The sequence below is a fragment of the Roseobacter sp. MH60115 genome (assembly GCF_015644665.1).
Taxonomy (GTDB): Bacteria; Pseudomonadota; Alphaproteobacteria; order Rhodobacterales; family Rhodobacteraceae; genus Roseobacter.
Map to the genome: position 1 here is coordinate 224953 of NZ_JADOBQ010000003.1, position 20419 is coordinate 245371.

The 20419-nt window shown below is 61.3% G+C and carries 22 protein-coding genes; 3 read left to right on the top strand and 19 right to left on the bottom strand.

Translation table 11 applies throughout. From position 1 onward, the window contains the following. The first annotated feature begins 54 nt into the window (after window positions 1-54). The 3 genes from ISX84_RS11500 (at window position 55) to ISX84_RS11510 (ending at window position 4481) form a co-directional block, all read left to right on the top strand. A complete protein-coding gene (locus ISX84_RS11500; RefSeq protein WP_195820511.1) occupies window positions 55-1056 on the top strand; it encodes a Hint domain-containing protein in 1002 nt (333 codons plus the stop codon). 85 nt (window positions 1057-1141) lie between these two features. Beyond that, entirely contained in the window at window positions 1142-2749 is a 1608-nt protein-coding gene (locus ISX84_RS11505) for a peptide chain release factor 3 (protein WP_195820512.1), read from the top strand. Window positions 2750-3023: 274 nt separating this feature from the next. Further along, window positions 3024-4481, top strand: a complete 1458-nt coding sequence (locus ISX84_RS11510) for a DEAD/DEAH box helicase (protein WP_195820513.1) — start codon at window positions 3024-3026, stop codon at window positions 4479-4481. Window positions 4482-4554: 73 nt separating this feature from the next. Here ISX84_RS11510 and ISX84_RS11515 read toward each other — a convergent pair whose 3' ends face one another. The 19 genes from ISX84_RS11515 to ISX84_RS11600 all read right to left on the bottom strand — a co-directional run bounded on the left by ISX84_RS11515 (window position 4555) and on the right by ISX84_RS11600 (window position 20414). After that, the gene (locus ISX84_RS11515; RefSeq protein WP_195820514.1) at window positions 4555-6222 is read right to left on the bottom strand and encodes a ribonuclease J; all 1668 of its coding nucleotides are present in this window, start codon (window positions 6220-6222) and stop codon (window positions 4555-4557) included. 5 nt (window positions 6223-6227) lie between these two features. Then, window positions 6228-7001, bottom strand: coding sequence for a type III pantothenate kinase (locus ISX84_RS11520; protein WP_195820515.1), 774 nt, complete (start codon window positions 6999-7001; stop codon window positions 6228-6230). Between the two features lie 12 nt (window positions 7002-7013). Continuing rightward, a complete protein-coding gene (locus tag ISX84_RS11525) occupies window positions 7014-7763 on the bottom strand; it encodes a biotin--[acetyl-CoA-carboxylase] ligase (RefSeq protein WP_195820516.1) in 750 nt (249 codons plus the stop codon). A 60-nt stretch (window positions 7764-7823) separates the two neighbouring features. Further along, a complete protein-coding gene (gene nuoN / locus ISX84_RS11530; RefSeq protein ID WP_195820517.1) occupies window positions 7824-9266 on the bottom strand; it encodes an NADH-quinone oxidoreductase subunit NuoN in 1443 nt (480 codons plus the stop codon). A gap of 11 nt (window positions 9267-9277) precedes the next feature. Continuing rightward, window positions 9278-10819, bottom strand: a complete 1542-nt coding sequence (locus tag ISX84_RS11535; protein ID WP_195820518.1) for an NADH-quinone oxidoreductase subunit M — start codon at window positions 10817-10819, stop codon at window positions 9278-9280. Then, window positions 10819-12939: an NADH-quinone oxidoreductase subunit L gene (gene nuoL / locus ISX84_RS11540; RefSeq protein WP_195820519.1), complete on the bottom strand. Its 2121-nt coding sequence runs from the start codon at window positions 12937-12939 to the stop codon at window positions 10819-10821. Before nuoL ends, ISX84_RS11535 begins: the two co-directional genes overlap by 1 nt. Window positions 12940-12946: 7 nt before the next feature. Continuing rightward, window positions 12947-13078, bottom strand: coding sequence for a hypothetical protein (locus ISX84_RS23385; protein WP_268247470.1), 132 nt, complete (start codon window positions 13076-13078; stop codon window positions 12947-12949). Between the two features lie 4 nt (window positions 13079-13082). After that, a complete protein-coding gene (gene nuoK, locus ISX84_RS11545) occupies window positions 13083-13388 on the bottom strand; it encodes an NADH-quinone oxidoreductase subunit NuoK (RefSeq protein ID WP_011569388.1) in 306 nt (101 codons plus the stop codon). Between the two features lie 28 nt (window positions 13389-13416). After that, on the bottom strand, window positions 13417-13857 hold the full coding sequence (locus ISX84_RS11550; RefSeq protein ID WP_195820520.1) for a hypothetical protein: 441 nt from the start codon (window positions 13855-13857) through the stop codon (window positions 13417-13419). Between the two features lie 134 nt (window positions 13858-13991). Then, window positions 13992-14594: an NADH-quinone oxidoreductase subunit J gene (locus tag ISX84_RS11555; RefSeq protein WP_195820521.1), complete on the bottom strand. Its 603-nt coding sequence runs from the start codon at window positions 14592-14594 to the stop codon at window positions 13992-13994. Beyond that, a complete protein-coding gene (locus ISX84_RS11560) occupies window positions 14591-15010 on the bottom strand; it encodes a carboxymuconolactone decarboxylase family protein (RefSeq protein WP_195820522.1) in 420 nt (139 codons plus the stop codon). Before ISX84_RS11560 ends, ISX84_RS11555 begins: the two co-directional genes overlap by 4 nt. Beyond that, the gene (locus tag ISX84_RS11565) at window positions 15007-15405 is read right to left on the bottom strand and encodes a carboxymuconolactone decarboxylase family protein (RefSeq protein WP_229884272.1); all 399 of its coding nucleotides are present in this window, start codon (window positions 15403-15405) and stop codon (window positions 15007-15009) included. Before ISX84_RS11565 ends, ISX84_RS11560 begins: the two co-directional genes overlap by 4 nt. Next, window positions 15402-15896 carry an NADH-quinone oxidoreductase subunit NuoI gene (nuoI, locus tag ISX84_RS11570; protein WP_195820523.1) on the bottom strand — a complete coding sequence of 165 codons (495 nt, stop codon included), beginning with the start codon at window positions 15894-15896 and terminating at the stop codon, window positions 15402-15404. Before nuoI ends, ISX84_RS11565 begins: the two co-directional genes overlap by 4 nt. Window position 15897: 1 nt before the next feature. Continuing rightward, window positions 15898-16101, bottom strand: coding sequence for a hypothetical protein (locus ISX84_RS11575; protein ID WP_195820524.1), 204 nt, complete (start codon window positions 16099-16101; stop codon window positions 15898-15900). Next, window positions 16098-17135 carry an NADH-quinone oxidoreductase subunit NuoH gene (nuoH, locus tag ISX84_RS11580; protein WP_195820525.1) on the bottom strand — a complete coding sequence of 346 codons (1038 nt, stop codon included), beginning with the start codon at window positions 17133-17135 and terminating at the stop codon, window positions 16098-16100. The genes ISX84_RS11575 and nuoH overlap by 4 nt, the downstream gene beginning before the upstream one ends. 6 nt (window positions 17136-17141) lie before the next feature. Continuing rightward, entirely contained in the window at window positions 17142-17513 is a 372-nt protein-coding gene (locus ISX84_RS11585; RefSeq protein WP_195820526.1) for a hypothetical protein, read from the bottom strand. A gap of 8 nt (window positions 17514-17521) precedes the next feature. Then, window positions 17522-19534 carry an NADH-quinone oxidoreductase subunit NuoG gene (gene nuoG / locus ISX84_RS11590; protein ID WP_195820527.1) on the bottom strand — a complete coding sequence of 671 codons (2013 nt, stop codon included), beginning with the start codon at window positions 19532-19534 and terminating at the stop codon, window positions 17522-17524. A 39-nt stretch (window positions 19535-19573) separates the two neighbouring features. Beyond that, window positions 19574-19981, bottom strand: coding sequence for a DUF5333 domain-containing protein (locus tag ISX84_RS11595; RefSeq protein ID WP_195820528.1), 408 nt, complete (start codon window positions 19979-19981; stop codon window positions 19574-19576). A 109-nt stretch (window positions 19982-20090) separates the two neighbouring features. After that, entirely contained in the window at window positions 20091-20414 is a 324-nt protein-coding gene (locus ISX84_RS11600; RefSeq protein WP_195820529.1) for a hypothetical protein, read from the bottom strand. Between the last annotated feature and the right edge of the window lie 5 nt (window positions 20415-20419).

Here is a 20419-nt window from a genome sequence, read left to right on the forward strand (position 1 = left end):
ACCAGAATTCTAAGTAACCGCCTTGACGCACCCTTTGGAAAGCACCACCGCCGGATGTCTTTGATCACCACCAGCCAATCCGTCTCCGTTCTGCGGGCTGCCGATATCGTGGTGACCTCTGGCGCGAACGAAGGGGATGGTCTGAGCTTTGCCGATGACCTGATCATGGATGATATCTACATGGTGCGCACAGGGACCGAACTGGCGCGGCTGGGGCTGCTGCGGTCGGACAGCCAAGAGATGATCGTTGGCGCCGATACCGAAACGGGCACGCCGGGTGCCGAGGTTCATCTGGATTGCGCGCTTACCTTCATGTCGCAGAACGCGCCGGTGACAGAAGTGTTGATCCTGGTGCAGGTGGATGCCGATGGCCATGCGGAGGATGTATTTGCCCTGCCTCTGGCGCCGCTGGATGCCAGGACAGAATACCAGCTGGTCGGGATTGATCGTTCCGACGCCGCCCGCAAACTGGCGCAGGTGGCCTGTGTCTCCTTCTCGCGCGGCACGCATATCACCATGGGATCCGGACGCCAGCGCCCCATCGAGGAATTGCAGCCGGGAGACGCGGTGCTGACGCGCGACGACGGGGTGCAACAGGTCCGCTGGATTGGACACAGCACGCAACGGGCGGTGGGTGCGTTTGCCCCGATCCGCATTGCGGCGGATACGCTGAACAACGCCCGGGACCTGATTGTGAGCCCGGACCATCGGCTGTTTATCTATCAGCGGACCGACCGGTTGGGTGCGGGCCGCGCCGAATTGCTGGTCAAGGCCCGGCATCTGGTCAACGGGCGCAATGTGACAGTGCAACAAGGCGGTTTTGTCGACTATTTTCAGCTTCTTTTTGACACACACCAGATCATTTATGCAGAAGGGATTGCCGCGGAATCCATGTTTGTGGATGGCCGGACGGCGCCATTGTTGCCCCCTGTGGCGGGATGGGATCGCCAGGGTCCTCAAGGGCATCATGACGCGCTGAAAGGTCTCGACGTGCAGCAAGACCTGCTGGACCATCCCGATGCAGTCGAATTGCTGCGTCGTGCTTCGCTGCGCTGATCACGGGTGGCCTGAAGCCCACCCTACCTGCTGACCGAAAGCGCGGCGCTTGCTGTGCCCGGTCTGCCTCGCTATATGCTCGCTCATGTTGGACACCACCAAAAACCGCCCCGATCTGCCGCCTGAAATCGCGCGCCGCCGCACTTTTGCGATCATCAGTCACCCGGATGCGGGCAAGACCACGCTGACGGAAAAATTCCTGCTGTTTGGCGGGGCGATCCAGATGGCGGGCCAGGTGCGCGCCAAGGGCGAGGCCCGCCGCACTCGGTCGGACTTCATGGCGATGGAAAAGGACCGGGGCATTTCCGTATCTGCCTCGGCAATGTCGTTTGATTTCAGGGAGTTCCGCTTCAATCTGGTGGACACGCCGGGCCACTCCGACTTCTCCGAAGACACCTATCGCACACTCACGGCAGTGGATGCGGCAGTGATGGTCATCGACGGTGCAAAGGGCGTCGAGAGCCAGACGCAAAAGCTCTTTGAAGTCTGCCGCATGCGTGATCTACCGATCCTGACTTTCTGCAACAAGATGGACCGGGAAAGCCGCGACGTCTTTGAGATCATTGACGAAATCCAGGAAAACCTCGCCATTGACGTGACACCGGCAAGCTGGCCCATCGGCGTCGGGCGCGACTTTCTGGGGTGTTACGACATTCTACGCGACCGTTTGGAATTGATGGACCGGGCCGACCGCAACCGGGTCGCCGAAAGCGTCGAGATCAATGGGCTGGACGACCCGAAACTGGCCGAGCACGTACCCGCCGAGCTGCTGGACAAGCTGCGCGAGGATCTGGAAATGGCGCGCGAATTGCTCCCCCCCCTCGACATGGCGGCGATGCACGAAGGATCGCTGACGCCTATCTGGTTCGGCTCCGCGATCAATTCCTTTGGTGTCAAGGAGTTGATGGAGGGCATCGCCTCCTATGGTCCGCAGCCCCAGATCCAATCTGCCGAGCCGCGCCAGATCCTGCCCGAAGAGAAAAAAGTGGCCGGATTCGTTTTCAAAGTGCAGGCCAATATGGACCCGAAACACCGCGACCGCGTGGCCTTTGTGCGTCTGGCCTCGGGGCATTTTGAGCGGGGCATGAAGCTGACCCACGTGCGCTCCAAGAAACCGATGGCGATCACCAACCCGGTGATGTTTCTGGCCAGTGACCGTGAGTTGGCCGAAGAGGCCTGGGCGGGGGATATCATCGGCATCCCCAACCACGGGCAACTGCGCATCGGCGACACATTGACCGAAGGTGAGGCGATCCGCGTCACCGGCATCCCCTCCTTTGCGCCAGAATTGCTTCAAGGCGTGCGGGCGGGCGATCCGCTGAAAGCCAAACACCTTGAAAAAGCCCTGATGCAATTTGCAGAAGAGGGCGCGGCAAAGGTCTTCAAACCCTCCATCGGGTCGGGCTTTGTCGTGGGCGTTGTCGGACAGTTGCAGTTCGAAGTTCTGGCCAGCAGGATCGAGCTGGAATACGGGCTGCCGGTGCGCTTCGAAGCCTCCCAGTTCACCTCTGCGCGTTGGGTCAGCGGCGACAAGCAAGCCATTGATAAATTTAGCGAAAGCAACAAGCAGCATATCGCGCATGATCACGATGGCGACATTGTGTATCTGACCCGCTTGCAGTGGGATATCGACCGGGTTGCGCGTGACTATCCGGACGTGACATTGACCGCCACCAAGGAAATGATGGCCTGACATCAGGCGCGGCATGCCCCTGGGAAAACCCGGTGGCCGCGGGGCGCACAGCGTTCGGTCAAATCCTGTGTCACGGCGGGCTGAAATCGGGCGTGACGCCGGCGCATCCCGTCATTTCCCTTAATTCATCAAGACATAGCGCATCTGTTTGACGCTGGAGGCACATGTTGCTATGGACGCACATCATGTCGCGACATCGGTCGCCACTTGGGCCATGCGGGCCGACATGGATGCTGCTGCGGGCCAAGAAAGTGTCCGCCAAAACCGGACACATATGACCAAATTTTCTGACCTGAATCTGAATCCAAAAGTTCTGAAAGCCATTGACGAAGCGGGCTATGAAAGCCCCACCCCCATCCAGGCCGGTGCGATTCCGCCCGCTCTGGAAGGCAAGGACGTCCTCGGCATCGCCCAGACCGGCACCGGCAAGACCGCCAGCTTTACGCTGCCGATGATCACCATGCTGGCGCGGGGCCGTGCGCGGGCGCGCATGCCGCGCAGCCTCGTGCTCTGCCCCACGCGGGAACTGGCAGCACAGGTGGCCGAGAACTTCGACACCTACTCCAAACACCTGAAACTGACCAAGGCGCTGCTCATCGGGGGCGTGTCCTTCAAGGAACAGGACAAGCTGATCGACAAGGGTGTGGATGTGCTGATCGCCACGCCAGGCCGTCTGCTCGACCACTTCGAACGCGGCAAGCTGCTGCTCACCGGCGTGCAGATCATGGTGGTGGACGAAGCCGACCGGATGCTCGACATGGGGTTCATCCCCGACATCGAACGGATCTTTTCGCTGACCCCTTTCACCCGTCAGACGCTGTTTTTCTCAGCCACCATGGCGCCGGAGATCGAGCGGATCACCAACACCTTCCTCTCCGCGCCCGAGCGGGTCGAAGTGGCGCGCCAGGCCACAACCGGCGAGAATATCGAACAGGGTGTGGTGATGTTCAAAGGTTCGCGCAAGGACCGCGAACCTTCTGAGAAACGCAATGTTTTGCGCGCCGTGATCGACGCTGAGGGTGAGAAATGCACCAATGCCATCGTCTTCTGCAATCGCAAAGTCGATGTGGATATCGTCGCCAAGTCACTAAAGAAATACGGGTATGACGCAGCCCCGATCCACGGTGATCTGGACCAGTCGCAGCGGACCCGCACCCTTGACGGCTTCCGCGATGGCACGCTGCGGTTCCTCGTGGCCTCCGATGTGGCCGCCCGCGGGCTCGATGTGCCGTCGGTGAGCCACGTGTTCAACTTCGACGTGCCAAGCCATGCAGAAGACTATGTGCACCGCATTGGCCGCACCGGGCGCGCCGGGCGCGATGGCAAAGCGGTGATGATCTGCGTGCCGCGCGATGAAAAGAACCTCGCCGATATCGAACGGCTGGTGCAGCGGGAAATCCCGCGCATAGACAACCCGCTCAAAGGTGCCGCACCGGTGGCAGAAAAGCCCGCCAAGGCAGAGCAGACAGCTGATGAAAAGCCCAAGCGCAGCCGGTCCCGCAGTCGCAAAACGGATGAGGCGGACATCGCGCAACCGGAAACTGCGGCAAAACCCGAGCCCAAGTCGGATCCAAAACCAGAAGAGCAGCCCAAACGCAGCCGGGGCCGCCGTGGTTCAGGGGGTGGCCGGCAAAACGACCAATCAGACCGGAGCGGCAACAAGGTCGTGGGCTTGGGCGATCACACACCCGAGTTCATCGGTCTCAGCTTCAAGGAACGCAGCGCAAGCTGATACGCCCGCTTCTTCTGGCCTCAAATATCCTCCCCGAAGGGCCGGGTTGCCAATAGCGCCCCGGCCGTTCGCGTCAGCTCAGACGGCTCACCACAATCGTGACTTCCGGCTTACGCCCGATCTCGTCGAGCGCAGTCTGACGCACCGTTCGTTTCAGCCCTTCATGTAGCTTGTCATCGTCGCGCAGGGTCTTGGCCCCTGCCCGCGCCAGCCATTGCCCCAGATCGGCCTCCAGCACGTCCACCAGCGACGCGCGGCTGCTGCCGCTCTCCGGCAATCCTTTCAACTCGCACCACGGCTCACCCAAGGGTTCATCCTCGTCATCCAGAATGACCGTGACCACCACGTGGCCGTTCAGCGCCATGCGGATCCGGTCGCGCACGACCCCGTCCAGCGCGCCGATCTGCACCGACCCATCCAGATAGGTGCGCCCGGTCTCGATGTAATCCGCGATCTTTGGCTGGTTGCCGGACAGATCCACCATCATCCCATTCACCGCCAAAACCCCGGTCATGCCATTGTGCTCCGCCAGCTTCACATGTTCGCGCAGATGCCGGTGCTCGCCGTGCATAGGGATCACCACCTGCGGCTTCACGATGCTCGTCAGCCGTTCCAGATCAGGCCGGTTCGCATGGCCGGAGACGTGATAGCGCCCGGTGCTGTCATCGACCACATCAACCCCCTGCTCGGAAAAGGCGTTGATGATCCGGATCACACCTTTTTCATTGCCCGGAATGGTCTTTGACGAGAAGAGGAAGAGATCGCCCTCTTTCATCTCGATCCCCTGATACTTGCCCCGCGCCAGTTGCGCCGAAGCGGCGCGGCGCTCCCCTTGTGACCCGGTCACCAGCAGCATCAGGTTTTCGCGCGGGATCGATTTGGCATCTTCGGGCGGCACAACAGGCGGAAAATCTGTGAGCACACCGGTTTCCACCGCCGCTTCCACCATGCGTTTCATCGCCCGCCCCATCAAAACGATCGACCGCCCGGCGCGCTCGCCCGCCTCGGCCAGCGTTTTCACGCGCGCGACATTGGAGGCAAAGGTCGTGGCAACCACCATGCCTTTGGCGGATTGCACCAGCTTGGTAATCTCCGGGCCGACACTCGCCTCGGACCGCCCGGGGTCCGGGGAAAAGACATTGGTACTGTCGCAGATCAGCGCCTTCACGCCCCCCTTGCTGACCTCTGCCCAGAGCTCCGGGTCAAACGGCTCGCCCACCAGCGGGGTCTCGTCCAGCTTGAAATCACCGGAATGGATGACCCGCCCGTCCGGGCTGTCGATCACCATCGACGCGCTTTCCGGGATCGAATGCGAGATCGGCAGGAAACCCACGGAGAACGGCCCCGCCTGCACCTGTTCGGGCCAGGCCGTGACCACCTGCACCGCATCCTCGGGATGTCCGTGTTCTTCCATCTTCCGCGCCGCGATATTGGCGGTAAAGGGGCGCGCATAGATCGGCGCCTTGAGCTGCTCATAGGTATGCGCCACGGCACCGACATGGTCTTCATGGGCATGGGTGATGAACACCGCCTCGATCTGGCTACGCCGCTCGATCAGCCAGCTGATGTCCGGCAGGATCAGATCGACGCCCGGGCTTGTTTCCATGTCGGGAAAGGCCACGCCAAGGTCGACCACGATGAGCCGCTCCTTGCCGGAGCGACCGTATCCGTAGACATAGCAGTTCATGCCAATTTCACCCGCGCCGCCAAGCGCGAGGTAGATCAATCGTTCATTGCTCATATTGATTAAGCGGCGTCCTTGTTGAATTGGTGGATCACGGTCAGCCCGTGAATGGTCAGATCATCCTCGAAGGCGTCGAAAAGCGCCTCGGATTGCTGGAAAAGCGGGGCCAGCCCCCCCGTTGATATCACGCGCATCTCGCGTTCGCGTTCTGCCTTGATCCGGGCACATATCTCACGCACGAGCCCGACATAACCCCAAAAAACACCTGATTGCATGCAGGTCACCGTATTGGTGCCGATGACCGCCTGCGGCTTGGAAATGTCCACATGCGGCAGGGCGGCAGCGGCCTGGTGCAGCGCCTCGAGGCTGAGGTTCACGCCGGGCGCAATGACCCCTCCGATATAGGCCCCATCCCTGTCGACCACATCAAAGGTCGTGGCCGTGCCAAAATCCACCATGATCAGGTCGCCACCATAAAGATCATGTCCCGCCACCGTGTTCACCAACCGGTCGGGGCCGACAGCTGTGCCCTGATCCACTCGTACATCCACCGGCAGCAGGCAATCCGGTTTACCCACCACGAGAGGCCGCGTGTTGAAATATCGGTCCGCCATGACGCGCAGGTTGAAGACCACGCGCGGCACCGTCGAGGAGATGATCATGTCGGTGATCGTCACGTCCAGCGACTGTAGTTTCATCAGAGTACTCAGCCAGACATAGTACTGATCCGCCGTGCGCTGCCACTCCGTCGAGGTACGCCAGGACGCCAGAAACTGCTCGCCATCCCAGATCGCAAAAACGGTGTTGGTGTTGCCGCAGTCGATGGCCAGAAGCATGGCACTCCCCCTTCAAAAAAATACATCCGCCGCGGCGATGGCACGGCGCCCTTTGGGCGTGCGCAACAGCAGGTTACCATCCGCGTCCACATCCTCAAAGGTGCCGGTGATCTCCTCGCGCCCAGTGCGCGCAATGATCGTTTCCCCAAGGCGCGCGGCATGCTCCATCCAGGCGGCGCGGATCGGCCCGAAGCCCAAGGTCGTGAACTGTTGCTCCAAAGGTGCATAAGCGCGGGCCAGGGCGTCCAGAAAGGCCTCTGGTCCCACGGTGATCCCCGTTTCACCGCGCAGCGACACCGGTTGCACAGCCCCCGCCTCTACCTCATCCGCCACTGGGGCCGCGACGAGGTTCACGCCAACGCCGATGGCCAGCGGCCCCATCGCAGCCCCCTGCCCGGTGCTTTCGAGCAGAATGCCCGCCACCTTGCCGCCGCGCAGCAGCACATCGTTTGGCCATTTCAGGGCAAAGGCATCCGCCCGTCCGCAGACCTCGACAAAGGCGCGGTGCAGCGCCAGCGACATGACAAAGGAACGCAGGGCGGCGAGATGCGGGGGTTCTGCTGGCCGAAGCACCAAAGTCGCCGCGAAGTTGCCCGGGGGCATAGCCCAGGCGCGACCGCGCCGCCCTCGCGCCGTGGTCTGCCGGTGTGCCAATACCCAGAACGGTGCAGGCCTGTCCGAGGCCATTGCAAGCCCTTCGTCCAGGGTTGAGCCCACCTCCTCCAGAACCACCCGGCCATATCCGTCAGGCCACTGGCTCACGGCTTCTTCTGGCCAGAAATATCCCTCCCGGAGGGTCGCTCTGCCACGCGTCGCACCGGATCAGTTGACAAGCATGGCCGCTGCCGCCGCCGCTGCGGACTCGACCCCGAACATATTCGCGATGCCCAGAACCATGATCGCCGCGGAGGCCATCAGGAAGCCGGACAGCAAGGGCGAGCCGCCCGCGTCCACGCCCTCGTCGGCCTCATCACCGAAATACATGAAAAAGACGATCCGGAGGTAGTAATAGGCCCCGATCACCGACGCGATCACACCCGCGACGGCCAACCACGCCAGCCCCGCTTCATAGGCGGCCCGCAGCACGTAGAATTTGCCAAAGAACCCCAGCATCGGCGGCACGCCTGCGAGAGAGAACAGCAGCACAAGCATCGCCAGCGCCTTGCCCGGTTCGCGCTTGGCGTACATGTTCAGCGCCGCGATATCGGTGACCGGCTGGCCGTCCTTTTCCATCATCAGGATAAAGGCGAAGGTGCCGACGTTCATGGTCACGTAGATCGCCATGTAGATCAGCATCGCCTGCACGCCGAGCACGGTGCCCGCCGCCAACCCCATCAGCGCGTACCCCATATGCGCAATCGACGAAAACGCCATCAGCCGCTTGATATTGGTCTGCCCAATTGCCGCCACGGCGCCCAGGAACATGGACAAGACCGACAGGAGCGCCACGATCTGGCTCCAGTCACTCACCGCATTACCGAAGGCGTCGTGCAACACGCGGGCAAAGAGCGCCATGGCTGCGACCTTGGGGGCCGTTGCAAAGAAGGCTGTGACGGGGGTGGGCGAGCCTTCGTAGACATCCGGCGTCCACATGTGGAACGGCACGGCAGAGACCTTGAAGGCCATGCCAGCCATCAGGAACACAAGACCAAAGAGCAGGCCCAGCGAGACCTCCCCCGCCTGCGCGGTTTCGATGATGCCCGAAAAGAGAGTGGTGCCTGCGTAGCCATAGACCAGCGACGCGCCATAGAGCAACAGACCCGAGGACAGCGCGCCCAGCACGAAATACTTGAGACCCGCTTCGGTGGATTTCACGCTGTCCCGGCGCAGCGAGGCCACCACGTAGAGCGCCAGCGATTGCAGCTCCAGCCCCATGTAAAGCGCCATCAGATCCGCCGCCGAGACCATGACCATCATGCCGACAGCGCTCAACGCCACCAGCAGCGGGTATTCGAACCGCAGCAGATCGCGGGATTTCATGTAGCCTTCCGACATGATCAGCACCGCCGCCGCTGCCAGCAGGATCGTCACCTTGGCAAACCGCGCAAAGCCGTCGATCATCAGCATGCCGTTGAAGGCGCTCTTGGCCCCTTCGCCGGTGACACCAATATAGGCGGCCAGAGCCACCATCACCCCGGCGGTCATCCAGACCAGCGTCGAGGCCAGCCCGTCCTTGGAGGTGTAGACCGCAACCAGCAGCATCACCATGGCATAGACCGCCAGCAGGATTTCCGGCAGCACGAGGGTCAGATCAGCGGAAGTCATGCGTTAATCCTTCAGTTCGACGCAAGCTGGGAGGCGGCTTCTGCCGCGGCCAGCGCCGTATCGTAGTTTGAAACCAGGGCTGCCACCGCAGGTCCGGTGATATCCAGCACAAGCGCCGGGTAGACCCCCAGCAGCAGAGTCATGGCCACCAGCGGCGCAAAGATCCAGCGCTCACGTGGTGTCATGTCAGAGATCGAGCGCAGGCTCTCCTTGATCAGATCACCCATGACCACCCGGCGGTAAAGCCAGAGCGCATAAGCCGCCGAGAAGATCACACCTGTCGTGGCCACAGCTGCCACCCAGGTATTCACCTGGAAGATCGCCATCAGCGTCAGGAATTCACCCACGAACCCGGAGGTGCCGGGCAGGCCCACATTCGCCATGGTGAACAGCATGAAGATCAGCGCATAGGCCGGCATCCGGTTCACGAGACCACCGTAAGCGTCAATCTCGCGCGTGTGCATCCGGTCATAAATCACACCGACGCAAAGAAAGAGCGCACCGGAGATAAACCCGTGGCTGATCATCTGGAAGATCGCGCCATCCACGCCCTGCTGGTTGGCTGCGAAGATGCCCATGGTCACAAAGCCCATATGCGCGACCGAGGAATAGGCAATCAGCTTCTTCATATCCTCCTGCACAAGTGCGACCAGCGAGGTGTAGACAATCGCAATGGCGCTCATCCACAGCACCAGCGGCGTCAGCACCTCCGCCCCCACAGGGAACATCGGGATCGAAAACCGCAGGAACCCATAGCCGCCCATTTTCAACAGGATCGCGGCCAGCACCACCGAGCCCGCCGTTGGCGCCTGCACGTGCGCATCGGGCAGCCAGGTGTGCACCGGCCACATGGGCATCTTCACCGCAAAGCTCGCAAAGAACGCGAGGAACAGCAGCGTCTGGAACCCACCGACGATGGTCACACCGGCAATGCTGAAGGTCTCGAAATCGAACTGGTGGATCAGCAGCTGTTCAATGTCCGTGGTGCCCGCTTCGGCGAACATGCCGACCATGGCCACCAGCATCAGGACCGAGCCCAGGAAGGTGTAGAGGAAGAACTTGAAGCTCGCATAGATGCGGTTGGCACCACCCCAGATCCCGATGATCAGGAACATCGGGATGAGCCCCGCCTCAAAGAAGAGGTAGAACAGCACCAGATCGAGCGCCATGAAGACGCCCAGCATCAGCGTTTCCAGCATCAGGAAGGCGATCATGTATTCCTTGACGCGCACGGTCACGTTCCACGACGCCGCGATCACGAGCGGCATCATGAAGGTGGTCAGCATGACGAAGAGTACAGAGATCCCATCGACGCCCATCTTGTACTGCAGACCCAGCAGCCAGGGCGCCTCTTCCACGAACTGAAAGCCGGTGTCGTTGGGGTCAAACTCCGCCAGGATGAACAGAGACACAAGGAACGTCACCGTGGTCGCCGCCATCGCCAGCCACTTGGCATTACGGTTCGCGGCGTCATCGTCCCCGCGCAGGAAGACCAGCAGGATCAGCGCTGCGACGGCAGGGATGAAGGTCACAATCGACAGAAGGTTGTCCATCAGTTTGCTCCCCCGCTCAGCGACATCCATGTGACCAACACCGCGATGCCGATCACCATGGCAAAGGCATAGGTGAAGATGTAGCCGGACTGTGCGCGGCCCGCGAGGCGGGTGAAGAACGGGATGATGCCCATCGCCACGCCGTTGAGGCCGCCGTCAATCACGTCGCCGTCACCGCGCCGCCAGAAGAAGCTGCCGATCCATTTGGCGGGTCCGACGAAGATGACCTCGTAGAGCTCGTCAAAATACCACTTGTTCTTGAGGAACAGATACAGCGGGCGCTGGTTTTCGGCCAGACGACCGGGCAGCGAGGGGTTCTTGATGTAGAACCAATAGGCGGTCAGGAAGCCCAGCAGCATCGCCGCGAAGGGCGAGGTTTTCACCCAATAGGGCACCTTATGCGCATCATCGAGCAGCGTGTTGTCGGGTGCGATATAGAGCGCGCCCTCGCCCGGCTGACCGGCAAAGGCATAGTGATGCGCGCCCTCTTTGCCTTTCGCGCCGCCGTGATCGTCGCCATGGTCATCAGCCTTTGCTTCCCCGTGATCGTCGCCATGCGCGCCTTCTTCCGCGTAGGGAATGCCGTAGAAGGTCGCGACCTTGTCGGTGTGGCCAAAGAACGATCCGTACCAGACCATCCCGGCGAAGATCGCGCCGAGGCTCAGCACACCCAGCGGCACGATCATGGTCATCGGGCTCTCATGCGCATGGTCATGCGTGTGCTGGTCGCCACGCGGGGTGCCATAGAAGGTCAGGAACATCAGTCGCCAGCTGTAGAAGCTTGTGAAAAGCGCCGCGATGACCAGCGCCCAGAAGCCATACGTGGACCCCGCCGCATAGGCACTTTCGACAATCGCATCCTTGGACTGGAAGCCCGCAAAGCCAATGGGGATCTCGCCAAGGGTCAGTATCCATACCGGGATGCCCACGCCGGTGATGGCCAGCGTACCGATCATCATCGCCCAGAAGGTATAGGGGATTTTCTTGCGCAGCCCGCCATAGTTCATCATGTCCTGTTCGTGGTGCATCGCGTGGATGACCGAGCCCGCGCCCAGGAACAGCATCGCCTTGAAGAAGGCATGGGTGAACAGGTGGAACATCGCCGCGGAATACATGCCCACGCCCGCCGCCACGAACATGTACCCCAGCTGCGAGCAGGTCGAATAGGCGATCACGCGTTTGATGTCAGTCTGCACCAGACCCACGGTCGCCGCAAAGAAGGCCGTGGTGGCGCCGAGCACGGTCACGAACATCATCGCTTCCGGTGCGAACTCCATGATCGGCGACATGCGGCAAACGAGGAAGACGCCCGCCGTCACCATGGTCGCCGCGTGGATCAGCGCGGACACGGGTGTCGGCCCTTCCATCGCGTCGGGCAGCCAGGTGTGCAGCAGCAGCTGCGCCGATTTGCCCATTGCGCCGATGAAGAGCAGGAAGGCGACGAGGTTCGCCGCGTTCCATTCGCCCCAGAGGAAGGTCAACTGCGTCTCAGCCAGGTCCGGAGCGGCGGCAAAGACATCATCGAAATTGATGCTGTCGGTCAGGAAGAACAGCGCAAAGATCCCCAGCGCAAAGCCGAAATCGCCGACGCGGTTGACCACAAACGCCTTGATTGCCGCCGCATTGGCCGACGGTTTGCGGTAGTAGAACCCGATCAGCAAGTAGGAGGCGACGCCCACGCCTTCCCAGCCAAAGAACATCTGCACTAGGTTGTCGGCGGTCACCAGCATCAGCATCGCGAAGGTGAAAAACGACAGATAGGCGAAAAACCTCGGCTTATAGACTTCGCCCTCTTTCCACTGCGGATCGTGGTCCATGTAGCCGAAGGAATAGAGATGCACGAGGCTGGAGACGGTGGTGATCACGATCAGCATGATCGCCGTCAGCCGGTCGAGCCGGATCGCCCAATCGGTGCTGAGCGTCCCGCTTTCGATAAAGCGCAGAATCTGGATTTGCTCGGTGGTTCCGTCGAAGGTCAGGAAGACCACCCAACTGAGAATGGCCGAGACAAAGAGGAGCGACGTGGAAATCCACATCGCTGCCGTCTCGCCAAAGATGCGCCAGCCGAACCCGCACAAAAGCGCGCCAACCAGCGGGGCAAACAGGATAATGGTTTCCATGGTCAGCTTATCCTTTGGTCTTGGCCTTGGGGAGTACGGTTGAGGCCTCGGACACCAGGTCCATCCTCGCGAAGCAGTAGACGCCAACAACGCCGATGGCCACAGGCAGCACCCAGATGTAGTCCAGTGCGATCGTCATAGCATCAGCCCTTCATCACGTTGACGTCTTCCACGGCGATGGTGCCGCGGTTGCGGAAGAAACAGACCAGAATGGCCAGACCAATCGCCGCCTCCGCCGCGGCCACCGTCAGCACGAAGAGCGTGAAGACCTGCCCCACCAGATCGTCCAGAAAGCTGGAGAAGGCCACCAGATTGATGTTCACCGCCAAGAGCATCAGCTCGATGCTCATCAACAGGATGATGATGTTCTTGCGGTTCAGAAACAGCCCGAAGATGCCGATGACAAAGAGCGTCGCCGCCACTGTCAGGTAATGTTCAAGTCCGATCATATCTCATCCTCAGGCATACTCATCTTCATCACTTCTCGTGCCGCTCCGGGCCAGCACCATAAAACGCGTCACAGCCACAGCTGGCGCGGTCCAGCCTATACGTCGTTGAACGGGCGCCCATGGCATCCAGACGCGCGCCCAGTTGCGCAAGAGACACCGCGTCCGGGGCGTCTGCCGCCTGCCGGATCGCCTTCACAACGAGGTCCTGATCCACGTTGATTGTCGCCACGGCGCCCTTTTCGGCGATGTGGGTAAAGGCTTCCATCTGGGTCAATGACCCGCAATGCGTCACCACGACAGAGTGCATCTGGTCCCCGTCAAAGGAAACGAAGCGTTCGTGCATCACCGCCCCGCTGCCCAAATCCACAGGCTCGGAGGTGAAGTCGTGATGAGACCCCGCCGTGCAGGTCTCTGCCGCCCCACCTGACGACATCATCGCAACTGCCGCTGATGCAACTGCCGTTTTCACAGAGCCTGCCCCAGTTTGATGTCGTTCAGTTCCATTACATCGTCCTTGCCGGTCTCAGGACCGGTTGAAATATCCAAACGCCGCGAGCACCGCGACCGCAACGGCGACCAGAATTGCGATCTGATCGCCCTCCATTACAAACCCTGCCCCGGCTTGACGTCTTTCAGTTCCATCGCCAGAGCCGGGTCACGCATCATCTGGGCCACAACATCCTGCCGCTTCACATCCGAGCGGTGGCGCAGTGTCAGCACAATCGCCCCGATCATCGCCACCAGCAGGATCAAACCGGCCAGCTGGAACAAAAGGAAATACTGATCATAGAGGATCATCCCCAGCGCCTCGGTGTTGTGCCGATCCACGGGGGTGACATTCGCGCGCAGACCTTCGGCGGCGGCATTGGCTTCCCACGACCCGAAAGCCATGACAAATTGCATCAGGATCACCACGGCAATCAGCAGAGCCAGCGGCATGTATTTCGCCATCTCCGCCTTGAGTTCGGCAAAATCCACGTCGAGCATCATGACGACAAAGAGGAACAGCACCGCGACCGCGCCCACGTAGACGATGATCAGCAGCATCGCCACGAATTCGGCGCCCAGCAGCACGAAGAGCCCGGCAGAGCTGAGAAACGCGAGGATCAGCCAGAGCACCGAATGCACCGGGTTGCGGCTGATGACCGTGAAGAGCCCGCCCGCGATCACGCTGATCGCAAAGAGATAAAAGGCAAAAACCGTCATTCCTCGTCCTTTCCTTCGTCGAGCACCTGTTGCGCCAGTTCCAGCGCCCGCGTCATGGCTGGCAGGCCCGCGAACATCGACATCTGGCCGATGGTCTCGACAATGTGCTGTTCGGTGGCCCCGGCTTCCAGCGCATGGCGCACCGCCTGCCGGAACGCCACATCATTCTGTGCGCCCTGCATGGTCAGCCCCGCCAGCGTCAGCAGCATCCGTGTGCGCGCATCCAGCGAGCCTTCGTTCAGCGCATTGCCGAACATCATTTCCATCATGTCCTTGGGCATGGTGCCCATCATCTTCTCGAACCCTTTGGGCGAAAATGCCTCCATCGCGGGAAAGCTTTTCGCCATCTCCTGCGCTTGGCTGAACATCGCGGCAAAAGGGTTCGCGCCTTCGAAAGGATTTTTTGGATCGCTCATGCAGCCTCCTCCTGCTCGAAAACTTCGAGCGCCGCGTTAAGCGCGTTTATCATCGCCGGGAAACCGCCATAGAGGGTCATCTGAAAGATGATCTCGCAGACCTCTTCCCGGCTGGCCCCGACGGCACGTGCACTTTTGATATTGACCTGCAATTGCGGCTTGGTCTGACCTCCGAGAGCAGCAAGCGCCGCAATCGTGGCCAGCAGCCTTGTCTTTTCGTCCACCACGCCCCGGGCATAGAACTGGCCGTAGGCCACGTCGACCACGGTGCGCGCCATGCCCGGCACCAGGGCGTCATAGCGGGCGCGCAGGGCGTCCTCCATGCCTGGATTAACCTGCTCGGAGAGCGCCTTGCCCTTCGCATAGGCTTCCATATGTGGCTCGTCGAGGCTCATCTGTAGGGCGCGTCCAGTTCCAGGTTGCGGGCGATCTCGGCTTCCCAGCGCTCGCCATTGGCCAGCAGCTTTTCCTTGTCGTAGTAAAGCTCTTCACGCGTTTCGGTGGAGAACTCGAAATTCGGACCTTCCACAATGGCATCCACCGGGCAGGCCTCCTGACAGAAGCCACAGTAGATGCATTTGGTCATGTCGATGTCATAGCGCGTGGTGCGGCGCGAGCCATCTTCGCGCGGTTCCGCATCAATGGTGATCGCCTGTGCGGGGCAAATCGCCTCGCAGAGTTTGCAGGCAATGCAGCGTTCCTCGCCGTTGGGGTAGCGGCGCAGCGCGTGCTCGCCCCGGAAGCGCGGGGACAAAGGTCCCTTTTCATGCGGATAGTTGATCGTCGCCTTTGGGGCAAAGAAGTATTTCAGCCCCAGTTTCATGCCGGTCCAGACATCCTGCAGCAGGAAATACTTGGCGGCGCGGGTGTAGTCGATCTGTGTCATGTCATTCCTTTCCGGCAGCGATCCCGCCGCCCAAGGCCGCCCAGTCATTGAGCGCAGTCACGATTCCAGCTTCCTCCACTTGGGAAGCTTCATTTGTCTCGGCGTTCAAGGTCTGCACCTTGAACTTGGAGGTGAGAAAACAGGCGAGGTCGTGCAGCTCACTGTCCGATGCCTGCGCCAAAGCGTCCGCCAGTTTACCGTTCATCCGCCCATCCCCCAGCGCGCATAGGCCCCCCAGAACCACTCGAATTTGGCGGCAAAGGCCACGAAGACGACCCAGACGAGGCTGAAGGGCAGGAACACCTTCCAGCCCAGCCGCATCAGCTGGTCATAGCGGTAGCGCGGCGTGATCGCCTTGACCATGGCGAAGAGGAAGAAGAAGAACGCCATCTTCGCCACCATCCACAACGGGCTGTCCGGCAGGAACGGGATGGGCGAGAGCCAGCCGCCGAAGAACAGCAGCGAGGTCAGCGCGCACATCAGGAAGATCGCAATGTATTCGCCCGCCATGAACAGCAGGAAGGGCGTCGAGGAATACTCCACCTGGTAACCCGCCACCAGTTCGCTCTCCGCTTCGGGCAGATCGAAGGGCGGGCGGTTGGTCTCGGCCAGACAGCTGATGAAAAACAGGAACACCATCGGGAAATGCGGCAGCCAGTACCAGCTGAAGAACCCGTAGGGCCCGTCTTGGGCGGCCACGATGCCACCGAAATTCATCGACCCGGTCGAGATAATCACGCCGATGATGATCAGCCCCAGCGAGACCTCGTAGGAGATCATCTGCGCGGCGGACCGCAGGGAGCCAAGGAACGGATACTTGGAGTTCGACGCCCAGCCGCCCATGATCACGCCGTAGACTTCCAGCGAGGAGACGGCGAAGACGAAGAGGATCGCGACATTGATGTCGCTGAGCACCCAGGTCTCGTTGAAGGGGATCACCGCCCAGGCGATGAGCGCCAGCACGAAAGACGTCATCGGCGCCAGCATGAAAACGGTCTTGTCCGCGCCCGCAGGCACCACGACCTCTTTCACCACGTATTTCAGGGCGTCCGCCACCGTCTGCAAAAGCCCGAAGGTGCCCACCACGTTGGGCCCGCGCCGCATCTGCACGGCGGCCCAGATCTTGCGGTCGCCATAGACCAGAAACAGCAGCGAAATCATGACAAAAGCCACAACCGCGAGCACCTGGGCCAGGATCAGGACAGCAATGCCGCCGGGGGTGGTAAAGAAATCAGCCATAGGTCCTCACACCGTGGGAATGCGTTTTTGCCTGCAGTGAGCGGCGACCGCCGCGGCGTCGATCACCCGAATGCCCCGCGGCCGCTCCGACGAGGTGATGTAAACTACATCTGCAGCCCACACACCACCCTCTGTATCGAAATTCGACCGCAAGTATCGCGCATATGGCACAGCATCGCGCTGCATGAAAGATGCCAGTGCGCAATCTGCGTATTCAAAGACATTGGCGGCTGTCTGTGCCTTGGTCATGCGGGCCTCGACCTGCACCAGATCCCCGGCCAGCTGTCGGATGTCCGCGCCCAGATAGTCGGGCACGAAGTCCGTCGCCAGCGGGGCCTGTTCGCTGCAGGCTCCCAGGATCATCGCAGTGCTCAGCATCGCGCACCTCATTCCGCCGCAATCGCCTCCTGCCGGCGCGCCTTGGCATTGGCGGAAAGCTCCGCCATCAGCTCGGACGCCCGGGCAATCGGGTTGGTCAGGTAGAAATCCGTGATCGCCTGTTTGAACGGCGCATCCGACAGGGTGCCGCCGTCGATCGGGCGCAGGGTTGTCTCGGCGATCTCGTCGATCTTGCCCAGATGCGGAATCTCCGCGACCAGCTTGCCGCGCAGAGCTGCAATGCTGTCGAATGGCAGCTGTGCGTCCATCTCGGCTGACAGCGCCCGCAGGATCGCCCAGTTCTCTTTGGCCTCGCCCGGTGCAAAGCCCGCGCGCAGCGCCAGTTGGGGACGGCCTTCGGTGTTCACGAAAAGCCCCGGTTCTTCGGTATAGGCAGCGCCCGGCAGGATGATATCCGCGCGATGCGCGCCGCGATCCCCATGGCTGCCCTGGTAGATCACGAAAGGCCCGTCGTCGATGTCGAACTCATCAGCGCCGAGGTTGTAGATGACCTCCGCCTGGCCGACAGCCTCCATGCCGCCGGGGTTCGTGGCACCGACGTCCAGCGCGCCGACGCGGCTGGCCGCGGTGTGCAGCACCATGAAGCCCGCGCCCGCCGCGTCGGCAATCGCCATGGCTTCGGCCAGCACGGCCAGCCCATCGGGGCGTCGCAACGCGCCCTGACCGACAATCACAAGCCCGTCACTCGACAGGTTCTCGACAGCACAGTCGCGGTACTTGATCAGATCCGCCGGCGTGTTCCCGAAATGCGCATACTCATAGGTCAGATCGACCTTCTCGCCGACCAGCGCCACGTCGCACCCCTTGGTCCAGGCCTTGCGGATACGCGCATTCAGCACCGGTGCCTCAACCGCTGGGTTCGACCCGATCAGCAGGATGTTACGCGCCGCGTCGATATCCTCGATCACCGCCGTCCCCACACAAGCCGACCGGTTGGTATCGGGCAGCTGCGTGCCCGCCGTCCGGCATTCCACAACGCCACCCTGCCCCTCGATCAGCTGTTTCAGCGTATAGATCGCCTCGACCGGGGCCAGATCACCGATCACACCTGCGACCGACTTGCCCGCCATCGCCTGCGCCGCAGCGCTCAGCGCCTCGGGCCACGTGGCCGCCCGCAGCTTGCCGTTCTCCCGGATATAGGGCTTGTCGAGCCGCTGCCGTCGCAGCCCGTCCCAGACAAAGCGCGTCTTGTCGGAAATCCACTCCTCGTTCACGCCGTCATGGTTGCGCGGCAGAAAACGCATCACTTCGCGCCCCTTGGTGTCGACCCGGATGTTGGAGCCAAGCGCATCCATCACATCGACGCTCTCGGTCTTGGTCAGCTCCCAAGGCCGCGCGGTGAAGGCGTAGGGCTTGGAGACCAGCGCGCCCACGGGGCACAAGTCAATGATATTGCCCTGTAAATTGCTATCGAGCGTCTGTCCGAGATAGCTGGTGATCTCCGCATCCTCGCCCCGGCCCGTCTGGCCCATCTGGTGAATGCCCGCCACTTCGGTGGTGAACCGCACGCAACGCGTGCAGGAGATGCAGCGCGTCATATGGGTCTCGACCAGTGGCCCGAGATCAAGGTCTTCGGTGGCGCGCTTCGGCTCGCGGTAGCGCGAGAAATCCATACCGTAAGCCATCGCCTGGTCCTGCAGGTCGCACTCGCCGCCCTGATCGCAGATCGGGCAATCGAGCGGGTGGTTGATGAGCAGGAACTCCATCACCCCTTCGCGCGCCTTCTTGACCATGGGCGAGTTGGTCTTCACGACTGGTGGCTGACCCTCCGGCCCCGGGCGCAGGTCCTTGACCTGCATCGCACAGCTTGCCGCAGGCTTGGGCGGTCCACCCACCACCTCGACCAGACACATGCGGCAGTTGCCCGCAATCGTCAGCCGCTCATGGTAGCAAAACCGCGGGATCTCGATCCCGGCCTCTTCACAGGCCTGGATCAGCGTCATCGCGCCGTCTACTTCGACTTCCTGATCATCAATTATGACTTTGCGTAAGTCGCTCATATCATGTGCCTCTGTTCCACATGCGGCCTCGGCCGCAGATCAATTCTTCTCGCGCAGCAGCACGCCCACGGCGCTGTTGCGTTCAATTTCCGCCCGGCCCAAGGCACAGTATCCCGCCGGATCAGGCGTCAGTCCCTGCGCGGCCATATAGCCCGCCGCGCGTGCGCGCAGACGATCCTTTTCCACATCCGAGTCGATATGGGCGTCGATTTCCGACTTCTCATACCCCATCGCAAGCGCCTGAGAATGCAAATCCTGAAGCGCGCCCAACGCCCGGAAGACCCGTGCCGAGATATCCGGGCAATTCTTGCGGATTTGATCGGCAAGACCAACCACAAAAAGCCCGTCATCGATGGATTTCACGTCCCGTAGGGGCGGGTTGTCGGCCATTGCACTTGTTACGGTCAACGCAGCCACAGTGGTCAGCGTCAAAACACTCTTTTTCATATCCGATCTCCTGTGCGGAGCGGCATGCCCCGTCCCCCCACAAGATGGGAAGCGCAGGTTCCGCTATGCAATAACATGCGGCAAGACGCCAGATATGCACCGGGCCGGATCACTGTGGGCAGGCCCCCTGCAATGTCAGCGTGTTGTTGTCGATGGGCAGCGTCTCGTCCGGATCATCGGGCCCAACGACCCATTCGATGGCCGAACTGCCGTATTCGTTCACGCAAAACACGATCGCCTCGTAGCGCGCCGCTTCGCGTGCCCCTTCCAGAGAGGCCGATACCGGCGAGGCCGTCACCTGAAACTTGTGTCGCTCATCCAGATCAGAGAGCTTCGTGCGGTAGAACTGCCCGTCAAAGCGCAGCTTCTCCGCCTCGCTGCTGCATCCGGCCAATACCGCACAGACAATCAAACTTCCAACGGCCAATCTCATCACAT